This is a genomic window from Gibbsiella greigii (genome assembly GCF_039540155.1).
Taxonomy (GTDB): domain Bacteria; phylum Pseudomonadota; class Gammaproteobacteria; order Enterobacterales; family Enterobacteriaceae; genus Gibbsiella; species Gibbsiella quercinecans.
Genome location: NZ_BAABEM010000049.1, coordinates 39,501 through 54,069 on the forward strand (window position 1 = coordinate 39,501; position 14,569 = coordinate 54,069).

A 14,569-nucleotide genomic window follows, 5' to 3' on the forward strand; every position below is an offset into this window, starting at 1 on the left:
TCACTTTTAACCATGTTGTATAAGGTGGACTATTTTATGGCAAAAACATCACGCTCTATCCTGGTGGCGAAAACCCTACAGCGGGTACTTAACGTGGGGTTGCTGCTGTTGGCCGCCATACTGGTGGTGTTTCTGGGCAAGGAAACCATTCACCTGGCACAGGTGTTGTTTATGAATAACGAAGCGTCATCATCATATCTGTTGATTGAAGGCATCGTTATTTACTTCCTGTATTTTGAATTTATTGCGTTGATCGTGAAGTATTTCGAATCGGGTTATCACTTCCCGCTGCGCTATTTTATTTATATCGGCATTACCGCGATTATCCGCCTGATTATTGTGGATCACAAAAACCCGGTGGATACGCTGATTTATTCCGCCGCCATATTATTCTTGGTGATTACCCTGTACCTGGCCAATACCGAGCGCCTTAAGCGCGAATAACGTCGTATGACTAAGAGCCTATCCCAGTAGGCGTTATTGTCGCAGCCAGTTTGGACACGGACAGCGCGCAGACAACATGCCGCGCATGTTGAACGGACTTTAGTCCGGCCCGTAGGGCGAGCGCAGCGAGTAAACCGAAGCGTACACGGAGTACGTGAGGATTTCGAGCACTGTCCAGGTTCAAAATGGCAAGTAAAATAGCCCTAATGGGGCGATAAAAAAAGCGGCCGTTAAGGCCGCCGAGACACAGAGAATGCGTGGTGAGAAAGTACAGCAAAGATTGCAGTGGCTAAAATGACTTACCCCTTCACCCCACCGGCCGTGAGGCCGCCGACCAGCCAACGCTGGGCCAGCAGGAACACCACGGTAATGGGGATGGCCGAGAGCACCGCCGCGGCGGCGAAGTCGCCCCACAGGTAGTTCTGCGGGTTCAGATATTGTTGCATCCCCACCGCCAGCGTATAGCTGTTAACGTCGCGCAGCAGTAGCGAGGCGACCGGCACTTCGGTAACCGCCGCGATAAAGGACAGAATGAATACCACCGCCAGGATCGGCACCGACAGCGGCAGCAGCACCAGGCGGAACGCCTGCCACGGGCTGGCGCCGTCCAACGCGGCGGCCTCCTCCAGCGAATTATCGATGGTTTCAAAATAGCCCTTGATGGTCCAGACGTGCAGCGCGATGCCGCCCATATAAGCGAAAATCACGCCGCCGTGGGTATTCAGGCCGAGAAACGGCACGTACTGGCCCAGGCGATCGAACAGGGCATACAGCGCCACCAACGACAGCACCGCCGGGAACATCTGAAAAATCAGCATGCCTTTCAGCAGGCTGCTTTTGCCGCGAAAGCGCATGCGGGCAAAAGCGTAGGCGCAGGTGGTGGAAAGCGCCACGATGCCGATGGCGGTAATCGCCGCCACCTTCACCGAATTCCATAGCCATAGCAGCACTGGGAACGGCGGCGGGGTAACGCTGCCGTCGGCGTGCGTCACGCTAATGCCGAGCGCCAGCCGCCAGTGATCCCAGGAAATCTGTTCCGGGATCAGGCTGCCGGTAGCGAAGTTGCCGGAGCGCAGCGAAATGGTGATCACCATCAGCAACGGGAACATAATCAAAGCGATAAAGCACAGCATCAGTATATGGGTGATCCACAGGCGCACGCGCTGGGATTTGGGTTGAACCATGGCCATCTTGCTTACTCCTCATATTGGCGTGGCTGCCGCCGGCAATGGATTAATCAAAGTTCATCTTGCTGGCTTTCAGGTTGAGAATGGCCAGCGCCCCCACCAGCAGGAAGATCAACGTGGCGATTGCCGCCGCCAGGCCAAAGTCTTGGCCGCCGCCGCCTTCAAAGGCGATGCGGTAGGTATAGCTGACCAACAGATCGGTATAGCCGGCCGGCGTGGTGGTGCCGATCATATCCGGGCCGCCGTTGGTCAGCAGTTGAATCAGCACGAAGTTGTTAAAGTTGAAGGCGAAGCTGGCGATCATCAGCGGCGTCAACGGTTTAATCAGCAGCGGCAGGGTGATGCGAAAGAAGTTCTGCAGCGGCCCGGCGCCGTCCATCGCCGAAGCTTCGTACAGATCGTCCGGGATCGCTTTCAGCAGGCCCATGCACAGGATCATCATATAGGGGTAACCCAGCCAGGTGTTGACGATCAGGATCATGCTCTTGGCGGTGAGCGGATCGCTAAACCAGGCCGGTTTGATGCCGAACAGGTGGCTGAGCATCATGTTGATCTCGCCAAAGCTCTGGTTGAACAGCCCCTTGAAGATCAGGATCGAAATAAACGACGGCACCGCGTAGGGCAGTATCAGCAGCACCCGGTACAGCGCCTTGCCTTTCAGCGCTTCCCACTGCACCACGCAGGCCAGAACCATGCCCACCGCCACGGTCAGGATCACCGTCATCACCGAAAAGATGATGGTCCAGATAAAGATCGAGACAAAGGGTTTCTGGATGCCTTCGTCATGCAGCACACGCAGGAAATTCTGCCAGCCGATGGTGACGGTATAGCCGGGGCTGAGGGTTTCCTGCGCCCAGTTGCCGTCTGCGTTCACCGCCTGGTAAAAACCGATGTCGTCGTTCGGGCGATACTGCACCTGCGTTTGGTTGTTGGTCAGGGTCGTGCCGTCCGCGGCCAGGCTATACAGCGGGCTGGTGCCGGAGAACTGGCGCAGTGAGCTCATGCGCAGTTCGCCGCCGTCGGGCATTTTAGCGACAATCTGGCTCAGCGCCTGGCGGTTTTGCGTGATTACCCGCAGCGTGGCGCGTTCTTCGCTGGGCGCGGCGCTGACCGCGGCCATGGCCAGCGTTTGCGGCTGGGCGGCGTTAAAGCTGAACGGCTCGGACAGCATCTGCTGGCCGTTGGCCGGATCGGTCAGTTGCAGACGCCATTGCTGGGCCGGCGCCGGGAAAAGGGCGAAGGTGAAGGTTTGGCCGCTTTGGAACTGGCGCTGCATCAGCACCGATTGCGCCCGTTCAAAGGTCAGTTGGTTGGTGCTGCTGTAATTGGTAAAGGCGATGGCAATGGTGCAAATCAGCGGAAACAGAACGAACAATCCCATGCCGGCAACGCCGGGGTAGACATAGCGCCAGGCGTAGGCGCGGCGGTTGGCGAAAACATATATTCCGGCGCTAATCAGGAGCAGCGTGATGATGGCGAATAGGTATTCACCCTGTGCATACATCAACACAATCAGATAGCAGGTAAACAGGCTGAGCAGGCCGACTACCAGCCATTTCAGACTCTCTTTTTGCCACCACTTCGATTTTTTGCGCGCGGATGAACCGGCGTGAGCTAATTGCATGGGGTGTTCCTTTCTTGGCGACAACGGCGGAGCGCCGCCAGGCGCTCCGCACGACTAGGCTTACTTGGTAATTCGGGTCTGCACATCGTCCAGCGCGGCTTTTACCGTCTGGCGGCCATGGATGGCATTGAGCACGGCGCTGCGTTCGGCATACCAGAAGGCGCTCATTTGCGGAATGTTAGGCATGATTTCGCCATTCTGTGAGTTCTGCATGGTCGCGGCGATCTTCGGATCCTTCGCCAACTGCTCCTGGAACGACTTCAGCGCTACGGCGCCCAGCGGTTTGTCGTTATTGACCTGCGCCAGCCCTTGATCGGTCAGCAGGTAGTTTTCCAGAAACTCGGTGGCCAGTTCCTTGTTCGGGCTGGCGGCGTTGATGCCGGCGGTTAGCACGCCAACGAACGGCTTGGACGGCTGGCCTTTGAAGGTCGGCAGCAGCGTTACGCCGTAGTTGATCTTGCTCTGTTCGATATTTGACCACGCCCACGGGCCGTTGATGGTCAGCGCGGTTTGGCCCTTGTTAAAGGCGGCTTCGGCGATGGAATAGTCGGTATCGGCATTGATGTGTTTGTTGTTCACCAGATCGACGATGAACTGCAGCCCGGCCTGGGAGCCGGCGTTCGCGACGCCAACGTCTTTGATGTTGTATTTGCCGTCTTCATACTTGAAGGCATATCCACCGGCGGCGGCAATGATCGGCCAAGTGAAGTAGGGTTCCTGCAGGTTCCACATGATGGCGCTCTTGCCTTTGGCGCGCAGTTCCTTATCCAGCGCCGGAATTTCTTCCCAGGTCTTTGGCGCTTCTTTGATCAGGTCTTTGTTGTAAATCAGCGACAGCGCTTCCACGGCGATCGGGTAGCCGATCAGCTTGCCGTCGTAGCGCACGGCATCCCAGGTAAAGGGATAGACTTTATCCTGGAACGCCTGGGAGGGGTGGATCTCGGCCAGCAGGCCGGACTGAGCATAACCGCCGAAGCGATCGTGGGCCCAGAAGATAATGTCCGGGCCGTCGCCGGTGGCGGCCACCTGCGGGTATTTTTCTTCCAGTTTGTCCGGATGTTCGACGGTCACTTTAATGCCGGTATCCTGCTCAAATTTTTTGCCGACCTCGGCCAGGCCGTTGTAACCTTTATCGCCGTTAATCCAGATAACCAGCTTGCCTTCTTCAATCTTGGCGAAAGCCGGGGCAGAGAGCACTAACGTGGTCAGCGCGGAAAGCATCAGCGTACGGGCAGTGCGATTCATAAGCCAGTCCTTCTATCTATTGTGGGCACTTCGTGTAAGGAAAGTGGTTTCCTGAGCATAGTGGGTCACAACGTGCCCTTTTCTCATCCTCCCCCCCTCTACGCCCCGTAGCCCGGTAGTGTGATCCAGATAACATTGCGCTCTATTCTGTGGCCTCAGGCACAAAAAAGGTGGGCTATTTTTGTCAGGCAGATCACAGAATTGAATTCGGCAGGGAACTTCTCATCCACTTCATCGTTCCCTCATCCTCCCATCTCCTCCCCCATGAAAAAGCGCCTAACGGATGATTCCCCCGTGCGCCGATTGTCGCACTATCGCCAGCATTGATTTTGGTTATCAGCCGCTGCGGGAGCCGGTCTTATGTCGTCAACATCCATCGCCAGCCAGCCTACGTTGTACCGGATCCATCCGGTGAGTTTCCGTGACGGCAACGGAGATGGCGTTGGGGATTTGTACGGCCTGCTCGGCGCACTGCCTTACCTGAACGCGCTCTCTGTCGACGGCCTGGTGCTGCCGCAAACGTGGCGCGATGAAGCCGGCAGCGTGGTGGCCGCACGTGGGTTAGCGTTGTGGGCCTGCGATGGCCAAGGGCGGATACATGGGCCGGGGCGCCAGCCCTATGTCAGCAGCCCGCTGGCGCAGGCGGTGGCGCCGTTCAGCATTGAAAAACTGGTCACGGTGCTCAATACCCACCGCCGGCGCCTGGCGGACAGCGTCTGGAGCACGGGCAGCGCCGATCAACCGCGGGTGGTCAGCCACTGGGGGCAAGGGGATCTGCGCTCCGCCGCCGCCTTCCTGACGCTGTTGGCGCTGCTGCCGGCGCCGATCTGCCTGTATCAGGGGGAAGAGCTGGGCTTGCCCCACGCCGCTGGGCTGGATGAGCTGCAGGGCGCCCAAACGCCGATGCCCTGGCACGAAGCGCCGGAACAGGTGACCGCCGGTGAGCGCCACTGGTACCAGCGGGTCGCCATTGAGCACCGGGCGCTGGCCATCAGCCGCCAGCAGCACGATCGCCATTCGACATTGCGTTATTGCCAGTCACTGTTGGCGTTGCGCCGCTTGGCGGTGATCCAGCAGGGGGAATTGAGCGCAGTTAGCCAGAACAATGGGGTGGTTCGTTTACTTATAACCCATCAGGAACAATGCCTTGAAGCGCTGATTAATCTACAGCCTTATACTCAGCCGGCGGCGCCGTCTGAGGCGACCCTGCCTTTGGCAGGACAGGCGGTGCGCAGCCAAGAGGGTCATCAATGGGTTTTGGCAGGGTTTGCCTCTGCCATTTTCACGAAAAATGTTAACTGCGAAAGCAGGGGAGTAACGCATGGCTAGCGTCACACTGCGCGGCGTTTATAAAGCATTTGGCGAGACGGTGATTTCCAGAGACGTCAATTTAACGATCGATGACGGTGAGTTTGTGGTGTTTGTCGGGCCGTCCGGCTGCGGCAAATCCACGCTGTTGCGCATGATCGCCGGGCTGGAGGATATCACCGCCGGCGATCTGTTCATCGGCGAAACCCGGATGAACGACGTGCCGCCCGCCGAACGCGGCATCGGCATGGTGTTTCAGTCCTATGCGCTCTATCCGCACCTGTCGGTGGCTGACAACATGTCGTTCGGCCTGAAGCTGGCCGGCGCCAAAAAGGCGGAAATCACCCAACGGGTGAACCAGGTGGCCGAGGTGCTGCAACTGGCGCACCTGCTCGATCGTCGGCCGAAGGCGCTGTCCGGCGGGCAACGCCAGCGCGTGGCGATTGGCCGCACGCTGGTGGCGGAGCCGGCGGTATTCCTGCTGGACGAACCGCTGTCCAACCTGGACGCCGCGCTGCGTGTGCAGATGCGTATCGAGATCTCGCGCCTGCATAAGCGCCTGCAGCGCACCATGATTTACGTCACCCACGATCAGGTTGAAGCGATGACGCTGGCCGACAAAATCGTGGTGCTCGACGCTGGGCGCGTCGCGCAAATCGGCAAGCCGCTGGAGCTGTATCACTACCCGGCCAACCGCTTCGTCGCCGGGTTTATCGGCTCGCCCAAAATGAATTTCCTGCCGGTCAAAGTGACCGCCGCAGAACCGCAACAGGTGCAGATCGAACTGCCCAACCGCCAACGGGTATGGCTCCCGGTGGACGGTTCGGGCGTTCAGACCGGCGCCAACATGTCTCTGGGGATCCGCCCGGAACACCTGCTGCCAAGCGATGCCTCTGAAGTGCGGCTGTCAGGTGATGTACAGGTGGTAGAGCAGCTCGGCAACGAGACGCAAATCCACATCCAAATACCGGCAATCCGTCAGAACCTGGTGTACCGCCAGAACGACGTAGTGCTAGTAGATGAAGGTGCCACATTCGCCATCGGCCTGCCGCCGCACCGTTGCCATCTGTTCCGTGAGGACGGTACGGCATGCCGGCGGCTGCATCAGGAACCGGGCGTTTAAACGCATCAAGGTCTGTAGAACAGGAGAATAATGATGACTACTCTGCGCAAACTTCCTCTGGCACTGGCTGTCGCCGCCGGTGTTCTCTCTTCACAAGCCATGGCGTTGGATTTTAAAGGCTATGCGCGTTCCGGTATCGGCTGGACCGGCAGCGGCGGTGAGCAACAGTGCTTCCAGGCTACCGGGGCCTCAAGCAAATACCGTCTTGGCAACGAATGCGAAACCTACGCTGAATTAAAGCTGGGCCAGGAAGTGTGGAAGGACGGTGATAAAAGCTTCTACTTTGATACCAACCTGGCGTATTCCGTTTCCCAACGTTCCGATTGGGAAGACGTCACCCCGGGCTTTCGCGAAGTGAACGTTCAGGGTAAAAACCTGATCGAATGGCTGCCAGGTTCCACCATCTGGGCCGGTAAACGCTTCTACCAGCGCCATGACGTCCACATGATCGACTTCTACTACTGGGATATTTCCGGCCCGGGCGCCGGCCTGGAAAACATCGATCTGGGCTTTGGTAAACTGTCTCTCGCGGTGACCCGTAACTCCGAATCCGGCGGCTCTTACGGCTACCTGGATAACGAATGGGATCAGCGGCCAACCATCAACGATACCTTCGACGTGCGCCTGGCGGGGCTGGAAACCAACCCGGGCGGCACGCTGGAATTCGGCGTCGACTATGGCCGAGCCAACGTACAGGATCATTACAGCCTGGCCGATGGCGCTTCCAAGGACGGCTGGCTGTTCACCGCCGAACATACGCAAAGCATCCTCAACGGCTACAACAAGTTTGTGGTGCAGTACGGCACCGACGCCATGACCTCGACCAACAACGGCCGCAACCAGGGCGCCACCATTGATAACGACGGCTCAATGCTGCGCATCCTGGATCACGGCGCCATCGACTTTAACGACAAATGGGCGCTGATGTATGTCGGCATGTACCAGGATATCGACCGCGACAACAATAACGGCACCACCTGGTACACCGTAGGCGTGCGGCCAATGTACAAATGGACGCCGATCATGAGCACCCTGCTGGAAGCCGGCTACGACAACGTTAAGTCCCAGCGCACCGGCGAGCGCAACGGCCAGTACAAAGTTACCCTGGCGCAACAGTGGCAGGCCGGCGACAGCATCTGGTCGCGCCCGGCAATCCGCCTGTTCGCTACCTATGCCAAATGGGATGAGAAGTGGGGCTACGCCACCAGCAGCGATACCGGCTACAGCACCGGTACGGCCTACAGCGACACCAGCCTGCATACCTTCAGCCGCGGCAAGGATGACGAAGTCACCTTCGGCGCCCAAATGGAGATCTGGTGGTAATGGCGTTACCGCGGGAGAGCGCTACGCGCTTTCCCACGCCTGATTAACCGGCAGCGGGCGCTTGCCTGCCCGCTGCCGGCCTGCATGCTTGATGCGAGAGGGTATAACAATGAAAAAGAATCTACTGGCTCTTTGCCTGTCTGTGGCGCTGGCCGCCGGTGCGCCGTTAGCCGCCTATGCCGCCACGCCAACCAACGTTTCCGTCGCACCCGCCATTAACCCGGCCACGTTGCAAAACCTGCCGTGGCAGCCGCTGGTGCCGCCGGCCAATCAGGATGTCAAACTGGATGGCAGCAGCCCGCAAATCAATCAGGGCGATATTCAGGGCGCGGTTGCCGCCTATACGCTGCCGGCGGATCGCGGTTCGCTGGAAATTACTTTAAGCAGTATCGCCAAGGATAACCGGGTGTACTCGCCGAGCGTGCTGGTGCTGGATGAACACCAGCGGCCGGCAGCCTACTACCCGTCCAGCTATTTTAGTTACCAGCCGCCGGGCGTGATGTCTTCCGATCGTCTGGAGGGCACGCTGAAACTGACGCCGGCGCTGGGGCAACGGCAGATTTATCTGCTGGTTTACACCACCCGCCAGGATGTGGGCAAAAGCACCCGCCTGACCAACCCGGCGAAAGCCTATGCGCAAGGGGTGGGCAACGCGGTGCCGGACATTCCCGATCCGATCGCCAGCCACAGCAGCAGCGGGCTGCTGAAGCTGAAGGTGACGGCGGAGCAAGGCAGCGGCAACGTGATGATCGGCATGTTGCAACCGGCGCCGGCCACCACGCCGGTAGTGGTGGGGACCAATGCGCCAACGGCAGCGCCTGCGCCGCAGCCGGCTGCGGCGAAACCCGCCGAGCCGATGTTGAATGACACCGAGGCCTACTTCAATAACGGTATCAAACAGGCGGTCAAAGCCGGAGATATCGATAAGGCGCTGAAACTGATGAATGAAGCGGAAAAACTGGGTTCCACCACTGCACGTGAAACGTTTATCAGCAGCGTGAAAGGCAAGGGCTAATACCCCGCGCTGCCGATGCTGGCTGGAGGGTTGGTGCGCTGTGGCGCACCTTTTTTCATACGCGGGCGAGCTGGCTGGCGATCAGCGCCAGCAGGCGCGCGTTGTCCACGCTTTCCATCACCTGTATCGGTTTCCCCTGCGGTTCCGGCATCCCCAGCGCCAGGCGCAGGCTATCGGGCCGCCAACGGCGCGAACTGCCGCGTGTTACGCCGCCTTCCAACGCCACATCGACAAAATAGTCTCGCGTGGTAACCAGATCCGGTTCCAGCAGCCATGCCACCACCAGCGCGTCATGGATCCAGCAGCCCGGCAGTTGGCGAGTGTGCCGCGAATAATCAACCCAGGGTTGCGTGGTTGCGCGCAGGTAGCGGCATAGCGGGGTGTCCGGTTGGGTGAGGCGAGTGAGATCCTGCTGCGTCAACATGGTTTGGGTGGTGACATCCAGCGGGGCGAGCGTGATATTGGCGCCGCTGTTCAACACCAACTGCGCGGCTTCGGGATCCAGGCCGAAGTTGGTGTCCTTGATATAGCCTTCCACCGCGAACACCCCGCCCATGATCACGATGTTTTTCACCGCTTGCGCCATCTGCGGATAGAGCTGCAGCGCGTGGGCCACGTTGGTCAACGGGCCAATGGCGGCCAGCGTAATTTCACCGGGGTTAGCGCAAATCAATTCGCCGATGGCGATTGCTGCTTCCGGCCTGGCCGGCGTTGCGGGCTGCGGCGCCGGGGTGTTGCGCCACAGGGCGGCCAAAATCGGATCGGCGATGGTGCGATCCAGATAGGCGCGCCATGGCTCGGGGCGCTCGCACAGCGCCCGCGCCGCGCCGGCGATAACCGGTACGGCATAGCCGCTCTGTTCCAACAGGGTATTGGCAACGGCGAAGCCCAGATCGCGCGGCGTATTGCCCGCCACGATGGTAATCAGTTCCAGCGCTAGCCGTGGGCGGGCCGCCAGCGCCAGGGCCAACGCCAGGCCATCATCCACATTGGCGCCGGGTACCCCGTTGCCAGGATCGCAATCAATAATCAAACGCATAATTTTACCTGGAAGAAAACGCGCAGCCGCAGGAACGGCGGATGTGCAATTGGAAAGCGAATTCGTGCAGCACCGGTTCTTTGGCGCCGGCGGCCAGTATGGCGATCGCCTGTTGCGCCATGGCGTGAATGGGTTGCTCCACCGCGCTTAACGGCGGCACGCTGAATTCGGACTGCGGCGTGCCGTTAAAACAGATCAGCGCCAGATCGTCCGGGGCGCGCAGATCGTGCTGCGCCAGCGCGGCCAGGCAGCCGAGCGCTTGCTGTTCGTTACTGGTGAACACCGCGCGCGGGCGGGGACCGGCCAGCAACTGCCGGGTGGCCTGGTAGCCGCCGGTGCGGGTATAAGGCACTTCGAAAATCCACTCTTCACGCGGCGTGATACCGGCTGCCAGCAGCGCATCGCGCCAGCCGTTGAGGCGGTCTTGCGCGTTGAGCATGGTCAGCGGGCCGATGAAAATACCGATATCGCGATAGCTGTGCTCGATCAGATGGCGCGTGGCCTGGCTGGCGGCGCCGCGCTCATCGACGCGGATGGCGCTGATGCCGGCGGCGGGATCAATGGTGTCGATCATCACGCAGGGCGTGCCTGCCGCGCGGATCACGTCGAACCACGGGTGGCGATCGACGCTGGTGTACAGCAACCCATCCACTTGGCGGCGCAGCAGGTTGGTGATCAGTTCGTATTCGCGCTGGCGATCGTCGCCGGCGTCGGCCAGCAGCAGGGCGCGGCCGAATTTGAACGCTTCCTGCTGCAGCGCGCGCGCCATTTTGGCGAAAAACGGGTTGGAAATGTCCGGCACCACCAGGCCGTAGGTCTGGGTGGAGCCGGAGGCCAGCGCACGGGCCACGTCGTTTGGCTGGTAGCCGGTCTGCGCAATCGCCGCCAGCACCCGCTGGCGCGTCGCTTCCGCCACCGGGCGCGGGCCGTTATTGATGACATAGCTGACGACGGCAACCGATGTGCCCGCCGCGCGGGCGACATCGGCGCGGGTAATGCGCCGAGCGGGGTGATTATCCACGTTGTTTTCCTGGGCCAGGTTACACCGCATCCTGTGGCAGATTGAGATCGCGGCCGCGGGTTTCGGGTGCAAAGTAAGTGGTGATGAGACCAATGGCCGCCATTACAACAAAATAACTGGCAATAGGCCACCAGTGGCCAAAGCCGGACAGCAGGGCGGTGGCGATCAGCGGCGCCGTGCCGCCAGAAAGGATAGAGCCCAGCTCCTTGGCGAAGGCCATCTTCGAGTAGCGGTTCTTCACCCCGAACAGCTCCACCCCATAGGCCGCCTGCACGCCGAAAATGCCCAGCGAGGCAATGCACATCCCGGTGACGATTACGCCAATCACGATAGCCGGTTCGCGGCTTTCCAGCAACCAGAAGGCCGGGAAGGCATACAGCACCAGCAACAGGCAGAACCAGCGGTAGGTAATGCGCCGGCCGAAGCGATCGGACAGCCAGCCGGCCAGCGGGATCACCAGAAAGCCGCACAGGGAAGCGATCAACACCGCCAGCGCCGGCACGGATTTATCCACCATCAGGATCTTGGCGACGTAGCCGACGATAAATCCCTGGCACAAATAGGACGGCCCGTTTTCGCCGATCCGCAGGCCCAGCATCACCCAAAAGGCGCGGGTACGCTGCAAATAGCTGCGATTATCAACCGTTTCCGTTTCCGCCGCCTGCAGCAGTTGCTGGTGGTTTTGTTCCAGCTCACGCTGAAACACCGGCGTTTCCTGCACGTGGCGGCGCAGATACAGTGCGATGCCGGCAATCAGGATGCTGGCGAGGAACGGAATGCGCCAGCCCCAGCTCATCAGCGCGTCTTTGTCCAACTGCAACACCAGCAGCCACACCAATGAGGCCAGCAGCGTGCCGCTGTTGGAACCCAATGCGATGATCGAGGCGATCAGCCCTCGCCGCTGGGCTGGGGCGTATTCGGCCAGCATCACGGCGCCGCCGGACAGTTCGGCGCCGGCGCCGAAGCCCTGCATAAAGCGCAGGAACACCAGGCACAGCGGCGCAAAAATGCCGATCTGAGCATAAGACGGGATCAGCCCGATCAGGGTGGTGGAAACCCCCATCATGGCGACGGTGGTGATCAGTACCACGCGGCGGCCTTTGCGATCGCCAATCCAGCCAAACACCAGCGCGCCGATCGGGCGGGCGATAAAACCGACGGAGTAGGTGGCGAAGCTCGCCAGCAGCGCCAGCAGCGGGGTGGCTTCCGGGAAGAACACATCGCCGAACACCATGCCGGCCGCCAGGCCGTACAGGGCGAAGTCGACGTATTCCATGGTGGTGCCAAGCCAACAGGAGAAGGTGGCGCGTATAAACTGGCTGCGCCCCTCTGGAGTGGCCAGCTTTTCATCGGCCGCCAGCGGTGCGCCGGCGACGCCTGGCTTGGCCAGCGTTGTCTCGCTCATCGTGTTATGTCCTCTCTTGTGCCGCGAGCGGCGTCGTTAAAGGTATTTCCCTGGTGTTGGCGAATCCGCCAACCAATGTGCCTGACCGGTAACGATTCAACGCTGAGCCGCAAGATTATCTACGCGCGTAGATAAAGCAATACAGTCCTGCTTATTGCGTGCGTGCGATCACAGAATAGCGACCGATCAAGGGGAGGAATGTAGGGCACACAGATGGCAGAAAGATGACATAGGGATAAATTCACCACCCGTTATTTGCCGGGGGTTGCATGATGAATCCGCCTGCCGCTTTTAGATTTCTGCGTTACAATGGCTTTCTGTTAACAGTTTGTGGTGCCGAGGGGGGGCCTGGCGCGTCCCTTTGGCATGGAGTAAAGGTAATGTCTGGCAATAGGGGTTCCATCCTGCCACCCATCACGTGGTTGTCTGAACAACATCCTCCGGTGCCTGCTGGCATCAGCGACTGGCTGATGGAGTTGGGATCGATGACCCGCCGCTTTGAACGCCACTGTGCGTGCGTGCACGTTGAGCCGCAGTGTGAGTGTTTCGTCACGCGGGCCGAACTGGGCGACGAGGCGCAACATCTGCCCGCGAGCTCGCGTTACTGGCTGCGTGAAATCATTCTGTTGGGGGACAATGAGCCTTGGCTGATCGGCCGCACGGTGATCCCGCAGGAAACCCTGACGGGTGAGGATCAGGCATTGGTGGATTTGGGTACCGTGCCGCTCGGCCGTTACCTGTTCAACAACGGCGCCCTGACGCGGGATTACATTCATATTGGCCGGCACGGCGCGCAGTGGGCGCGGCGTTCCCGTTTGCGTTTGGCGGGCAAGCCGCTGCTATTGACCGAGCTGTTTTTACCGGCGGCGCCGGTGTATAACGCGGGCAATAGCGCACCGGCATGATAAGGGAGGAAAAACGTTGGAAAGTAGCGTGACGCAAAGCAAATGGCAGGCTTATAGCCATTTGATGCGCATTGATAAACCTATCGGCAGCTTGCTGTTGTTGTGGCCGACGCTGTGGGCCTTATGGCTGGCGGGGCAAGGGGGGCCTTCATGGTCTGTGCTGGCGGTGTTTGTGCTGGGGGTCTTCCTGATGCGTGCCGCCGGCTGCGTGGTGAATGATTACGCCGATCGCGCCTTTGACGGCCATGTGAAAAGAACCGCTAACCGCCCGCTGCCGAGCGGCCGGGTCAGCGAGAAAGAAGCCAAGATCCTGTTTGTGACGCTGGTGCTGCTGTCGTTTTTACTGGTGCTGACGCTGAACGCCATGACCATCTGGCTATCGTTGGCGGCGTTGGCGCTGGCATGGATGTACCCGTTTATGAAGCGCGTCACCCATTTGCCGCAGGTGGTGCTGGGGGCTGCGTTTGGCTGGTCGATCCCGATGGCCTACGCGGCGGTCAGCGAGGCGTTGCCGCTGAGTTGCTGGCTGCTGCTGCTGGCCAATATTTGCTGGACGGTGGCCTACGATACGCTGTACGCCATGGTCGATCGCGATGACGATGTGCGGATTGGCATCAAATCCACGGCGATTCTGTTTGGCCGCCATGACAAGCTGATCGTCGGCCTGCTGCAATTCGCCACGCTGCTGCTGCTGCTGTGGGTGGGCTACCTGTCGCAACTGGGCGGCGCTTATTACTGGTCGCTGCTGCTGGGCGGTGCGCTGTTTATTCATCAACAGCGCCTGATCGCCACCCGCGAACGCGACGCCTGCTTCCAGGCGTTTCTCAATAACAACTATGTCGGCCTGGTGCTGTTTATCGGCATCGCCCTAAGCTACTGGCAAGCCTGAACCCCAAACCGCTCCTCTCTGCGGAGCTTGCATATTTTGTG

13 protein-coding genes are annotated in these 14,569 nt (G+C 59.8%); 7 read left to right on the forward strand and 6 right to left on the reverse strand.

Going from position 1 to position 14,569, the window contains the following annotated elements:
* Positions 1-36 precede the first annotated feature (36 nt).
* Positions 37-444 carry a phosphate-starvation-inducible protein PsiE gene (gene psiE, locus AC559G_RS21210; RefSeq protein WP_438599254.1) on the forward strand — a complete coding sequence of 136 codons (408 nt, stop codon included), beginning with the start codon at positions 37-39 and terminating at the stop codon, positions 442-444.
* A 299-nt stretch (positions 445-743) separates the two neighbouring features.
* Here psiE and malG read toward each other — a convergent pair whose 3' ends face one another.
* Genes malG through malE form a run of 3 tightly spaced genes read right to left on the reverse strand, consistent with a single transcriptional unit; the run spans position 744 to position 4,500 of the window.
* Positions 744-1,634: a maltose ABC transporter permease MalG gene (gene malG, locus AC559G_RS21215; protein ID WP_498914497.1), complete on the reverse strand. Its 891-nt coding sequence runs from the start codon at positions 1,632-1,634 to the stop codon at positions 744-746.
* A 43-nt stretch (positions 1,635-1,677) separates the two neighbouring features.
* Positions 1,678-3,255 (reverse strand): sugar transporter permease, encoded by a 1,578-nt coding sequence (gene malF, locus AC559G_RS21220; RefSeq protein WP_498914499.1) that lies wholly within the window; start codon positions 3,253-3,255, stop codon positions 1,678-1,680.
* A 60-nt stretch (positions 3,256-3,315) separates the two neighbouring features.
* A complete protein-coding gene (malE, locus tag AC559G_RS21225) occupies positions 3,316-4,500 on the reverse strand; it encodes a maltose/maltodextrin ABC transporter substrate-binding protein MalE (protein ID WP_438599251.1) in 1,185 nt (394 codons plus the stop codon).
* Between the two features lie 360 nt (positions 4,501-4,860).
* Here malE and AC559G_RS21230 point away from each other — a divergent pair, with 360 nt between their 5' ends.
* From AC559G_RS21230 to malM, 4 genes are all read left to right on the forward strand, one after another.
* Positions 4,861-5,829 carry an alpha-amylase family protein gene (locus AC559G_RS21230; RefSeq protein WP_498914502.1) on the forward strand — a complete coding sequence of 323 codons (969 nt, stop codon included), beginning with the start codon at positions 4,861-4,863 and terminating at the stop codon, positions 5,827-5,829.
* Complete coding sequence (gene malK / locus AC559G_RS21235) at positions 5,822-6,931, forward strand: ABC transporter ATP-binding protein (RefSeq protein ID WP_498914504.1); 1,110 nt, start codon at positions 5,822-5,824, stop codon at positions 6,929-6,931. The genes AC559G_RS21230 and malK overlap by 8 nt, the downstream gene beginning before the upstream one ends.
* 30 nt (positions 6,932-6,961) lie before the next feature.
* Complete coding sequence (locus AC559G_RS21240) at positions 6,962-8,254, forward strand: maltoporin (protein WP_279025450.1); 1,293 nt, start codon at positions 6,962-6,964, stop codon at positions 8,252-8,254.
* A gap of 109 nt (positions 8,255-8,363) precedes the next feature.
* Entirely contained in the window at positions 8,364-9,269 is a 906-nt protein-coding gene (gene malM, locus AC559G_RS21245; RefSeq protein WP_498914506.1) for a maltose operon protein MalM, read from the forward strand.
* Between the two features lie 55 nt (positions 9,270-9,324).
* Here the strand turns inward: malM and AC559G_RS21250 are convergent, their stop codons facing one another.
* From AC559G_RS21250 to AC559G_RS21260, 3 genes are read right to left on the reverse strand one after another with little or no spacing between them, the layout of a single operon-like run.
* Positions 9,325-10,308, reverse strand: a complete 984-nt coding sequence (locus AC559G_RS21250; RefSeq protein WP_498914508.1) for a nucleoside hydrolase — start codon at positions 10,306-10,308, stop codon at positions 9,325-9,327.
* A gap of 4 nt (positions 10,309-10,312) precedes the next feature.
* Complete coding sequence (locus AC559G_RS21255) at positions 10,313-11,329, reverse strand: LacI family DNA-binding transcriptional regulator (RefSeq protein WP_498914510.1); 1,017 nt, start codon at positions 11,327-11,329, stop codon at positions 10,313-10,315.
* 19 nt (positions 11,330-11,348) lie between these two features.
* Positions 11,349-12,734, reverse strand: a complete 1,386-nt coding sequence (locus AC559G_RS21260; protein WP_438599247.1) for an MFS transporter — start codon at positions 12,732-12,734, stop codon at positions 11,349-11,351.
* 380 nt (positions 12,735-13,114) lie between these two features.
* On the opposite strand from AC559G_RS21260, the gene ubiC reads away from it, so the two are divergent.
* Both ubiC and ubiA read left to right on the forward strand, forming a co-directional pair.
* Positions 13,115-13,639 (forward strand): chorismate lyase, encoded by a 525-nt coding sequence (gene ubiC / locus AC559G_RS21265; protein WP_498914512.1) that lies wholly within the window; start codon positions 13,115-13,117, stop codon positions 13,637-13,639.
* A gap of 16 nt (positions 13,640-13,655) precedes the next feature.
* Positions 13,656-14,528 (forward strand): UbiA prenyltransferase family protein, encoded by an 873-nt coding sequence (gene ubiA / locus AC559G_RS21270; RefSeq protein WP_498914514.1) that lies wholly within the window; start codon positions 13,656-13,658, stop codon positions 14,526-14,528.
* Positions 14,529-14,569: the final 41 nt, after the last annotated feature.

Excerpts from the sequence above, each read along its gene's own strand:
- ubiC (WP_498914512.1), top strand. The coding sequence starts at position 13,115 with ATGTCTGGCAATAGGGGTTCCATCCTGCCACCCATCACGTGGTTGTCT.
- AC559G_RS21260 (WP_438599247.1), bottom strand. The coding sequence starts at position 12,734 with ATGAGCGAGACAACGCTGGCCAAGCCAGGCGTCGCCGGCGCACCGCTG.
- malK (WP_498914504.1), top strand. The coding sequence starts at position 5,822 with ATGGCTAGCGTCACACTGCGCGGCGTTTATAAAGCATTTGGCGAGACG.
- malM (WP_498914506.1), top strand. The coding sequence starts at position 8,364 with ATGAAAAAGAATCTACTGGCTCTTTGCCTGTCTGTGGCGCTGGCCGCC.
- malG (WP_498914497.1), bottom strand. The coding sequence starts at position 1,634 with ATGGCCATGGTTCAACCCAAATCCCAGCGCGTGCGCCTGTGGATCACC.
- malE (WP_438599251.1), bottom strand. The coding sequence starts at position 4,500 with ATGAATCGCACTGCCCGTACGCTGATGCTTTCCGCGCTGACCACGTTA.
- psiE (WP_438599254.1), top strand. The coding sequence starts at position 37 with ATGGCAAAAACATCACGCTCTATCCTGGTGGCGAAAACCCTACAGCGG.
- malF (WP_498914499.1), bottom strand. The coding sequence starts at position 3,255 with ATGCAATTAGCTCACGCCGGTTCATCCGCGCGCAAAAAATCGAAGTGG.
- AC559G_RS21240 (WP_279025450.1), top strand. The coding sequence starts at position 6,962 with ATGATGACTACTCTGCGCAAACTTCCTCTGGCACTGGCTGTCGCCGCC.
- AC559G_RS21250 (WP_498914508.1), bottom strand. The coding sequence starts at position 10,308 with ATGCGTTTGATTATTGATTGCGATCCTGGCAACGGGGTACCCGGCGCC.
- AC559G_RS21230 (WP_498914502.1), top strand. The coding sequence starts at position 4,861 with ATGTCGTCAACATCCATCGCCAGCCAGCCTACGTTGTACCGGATCCAT.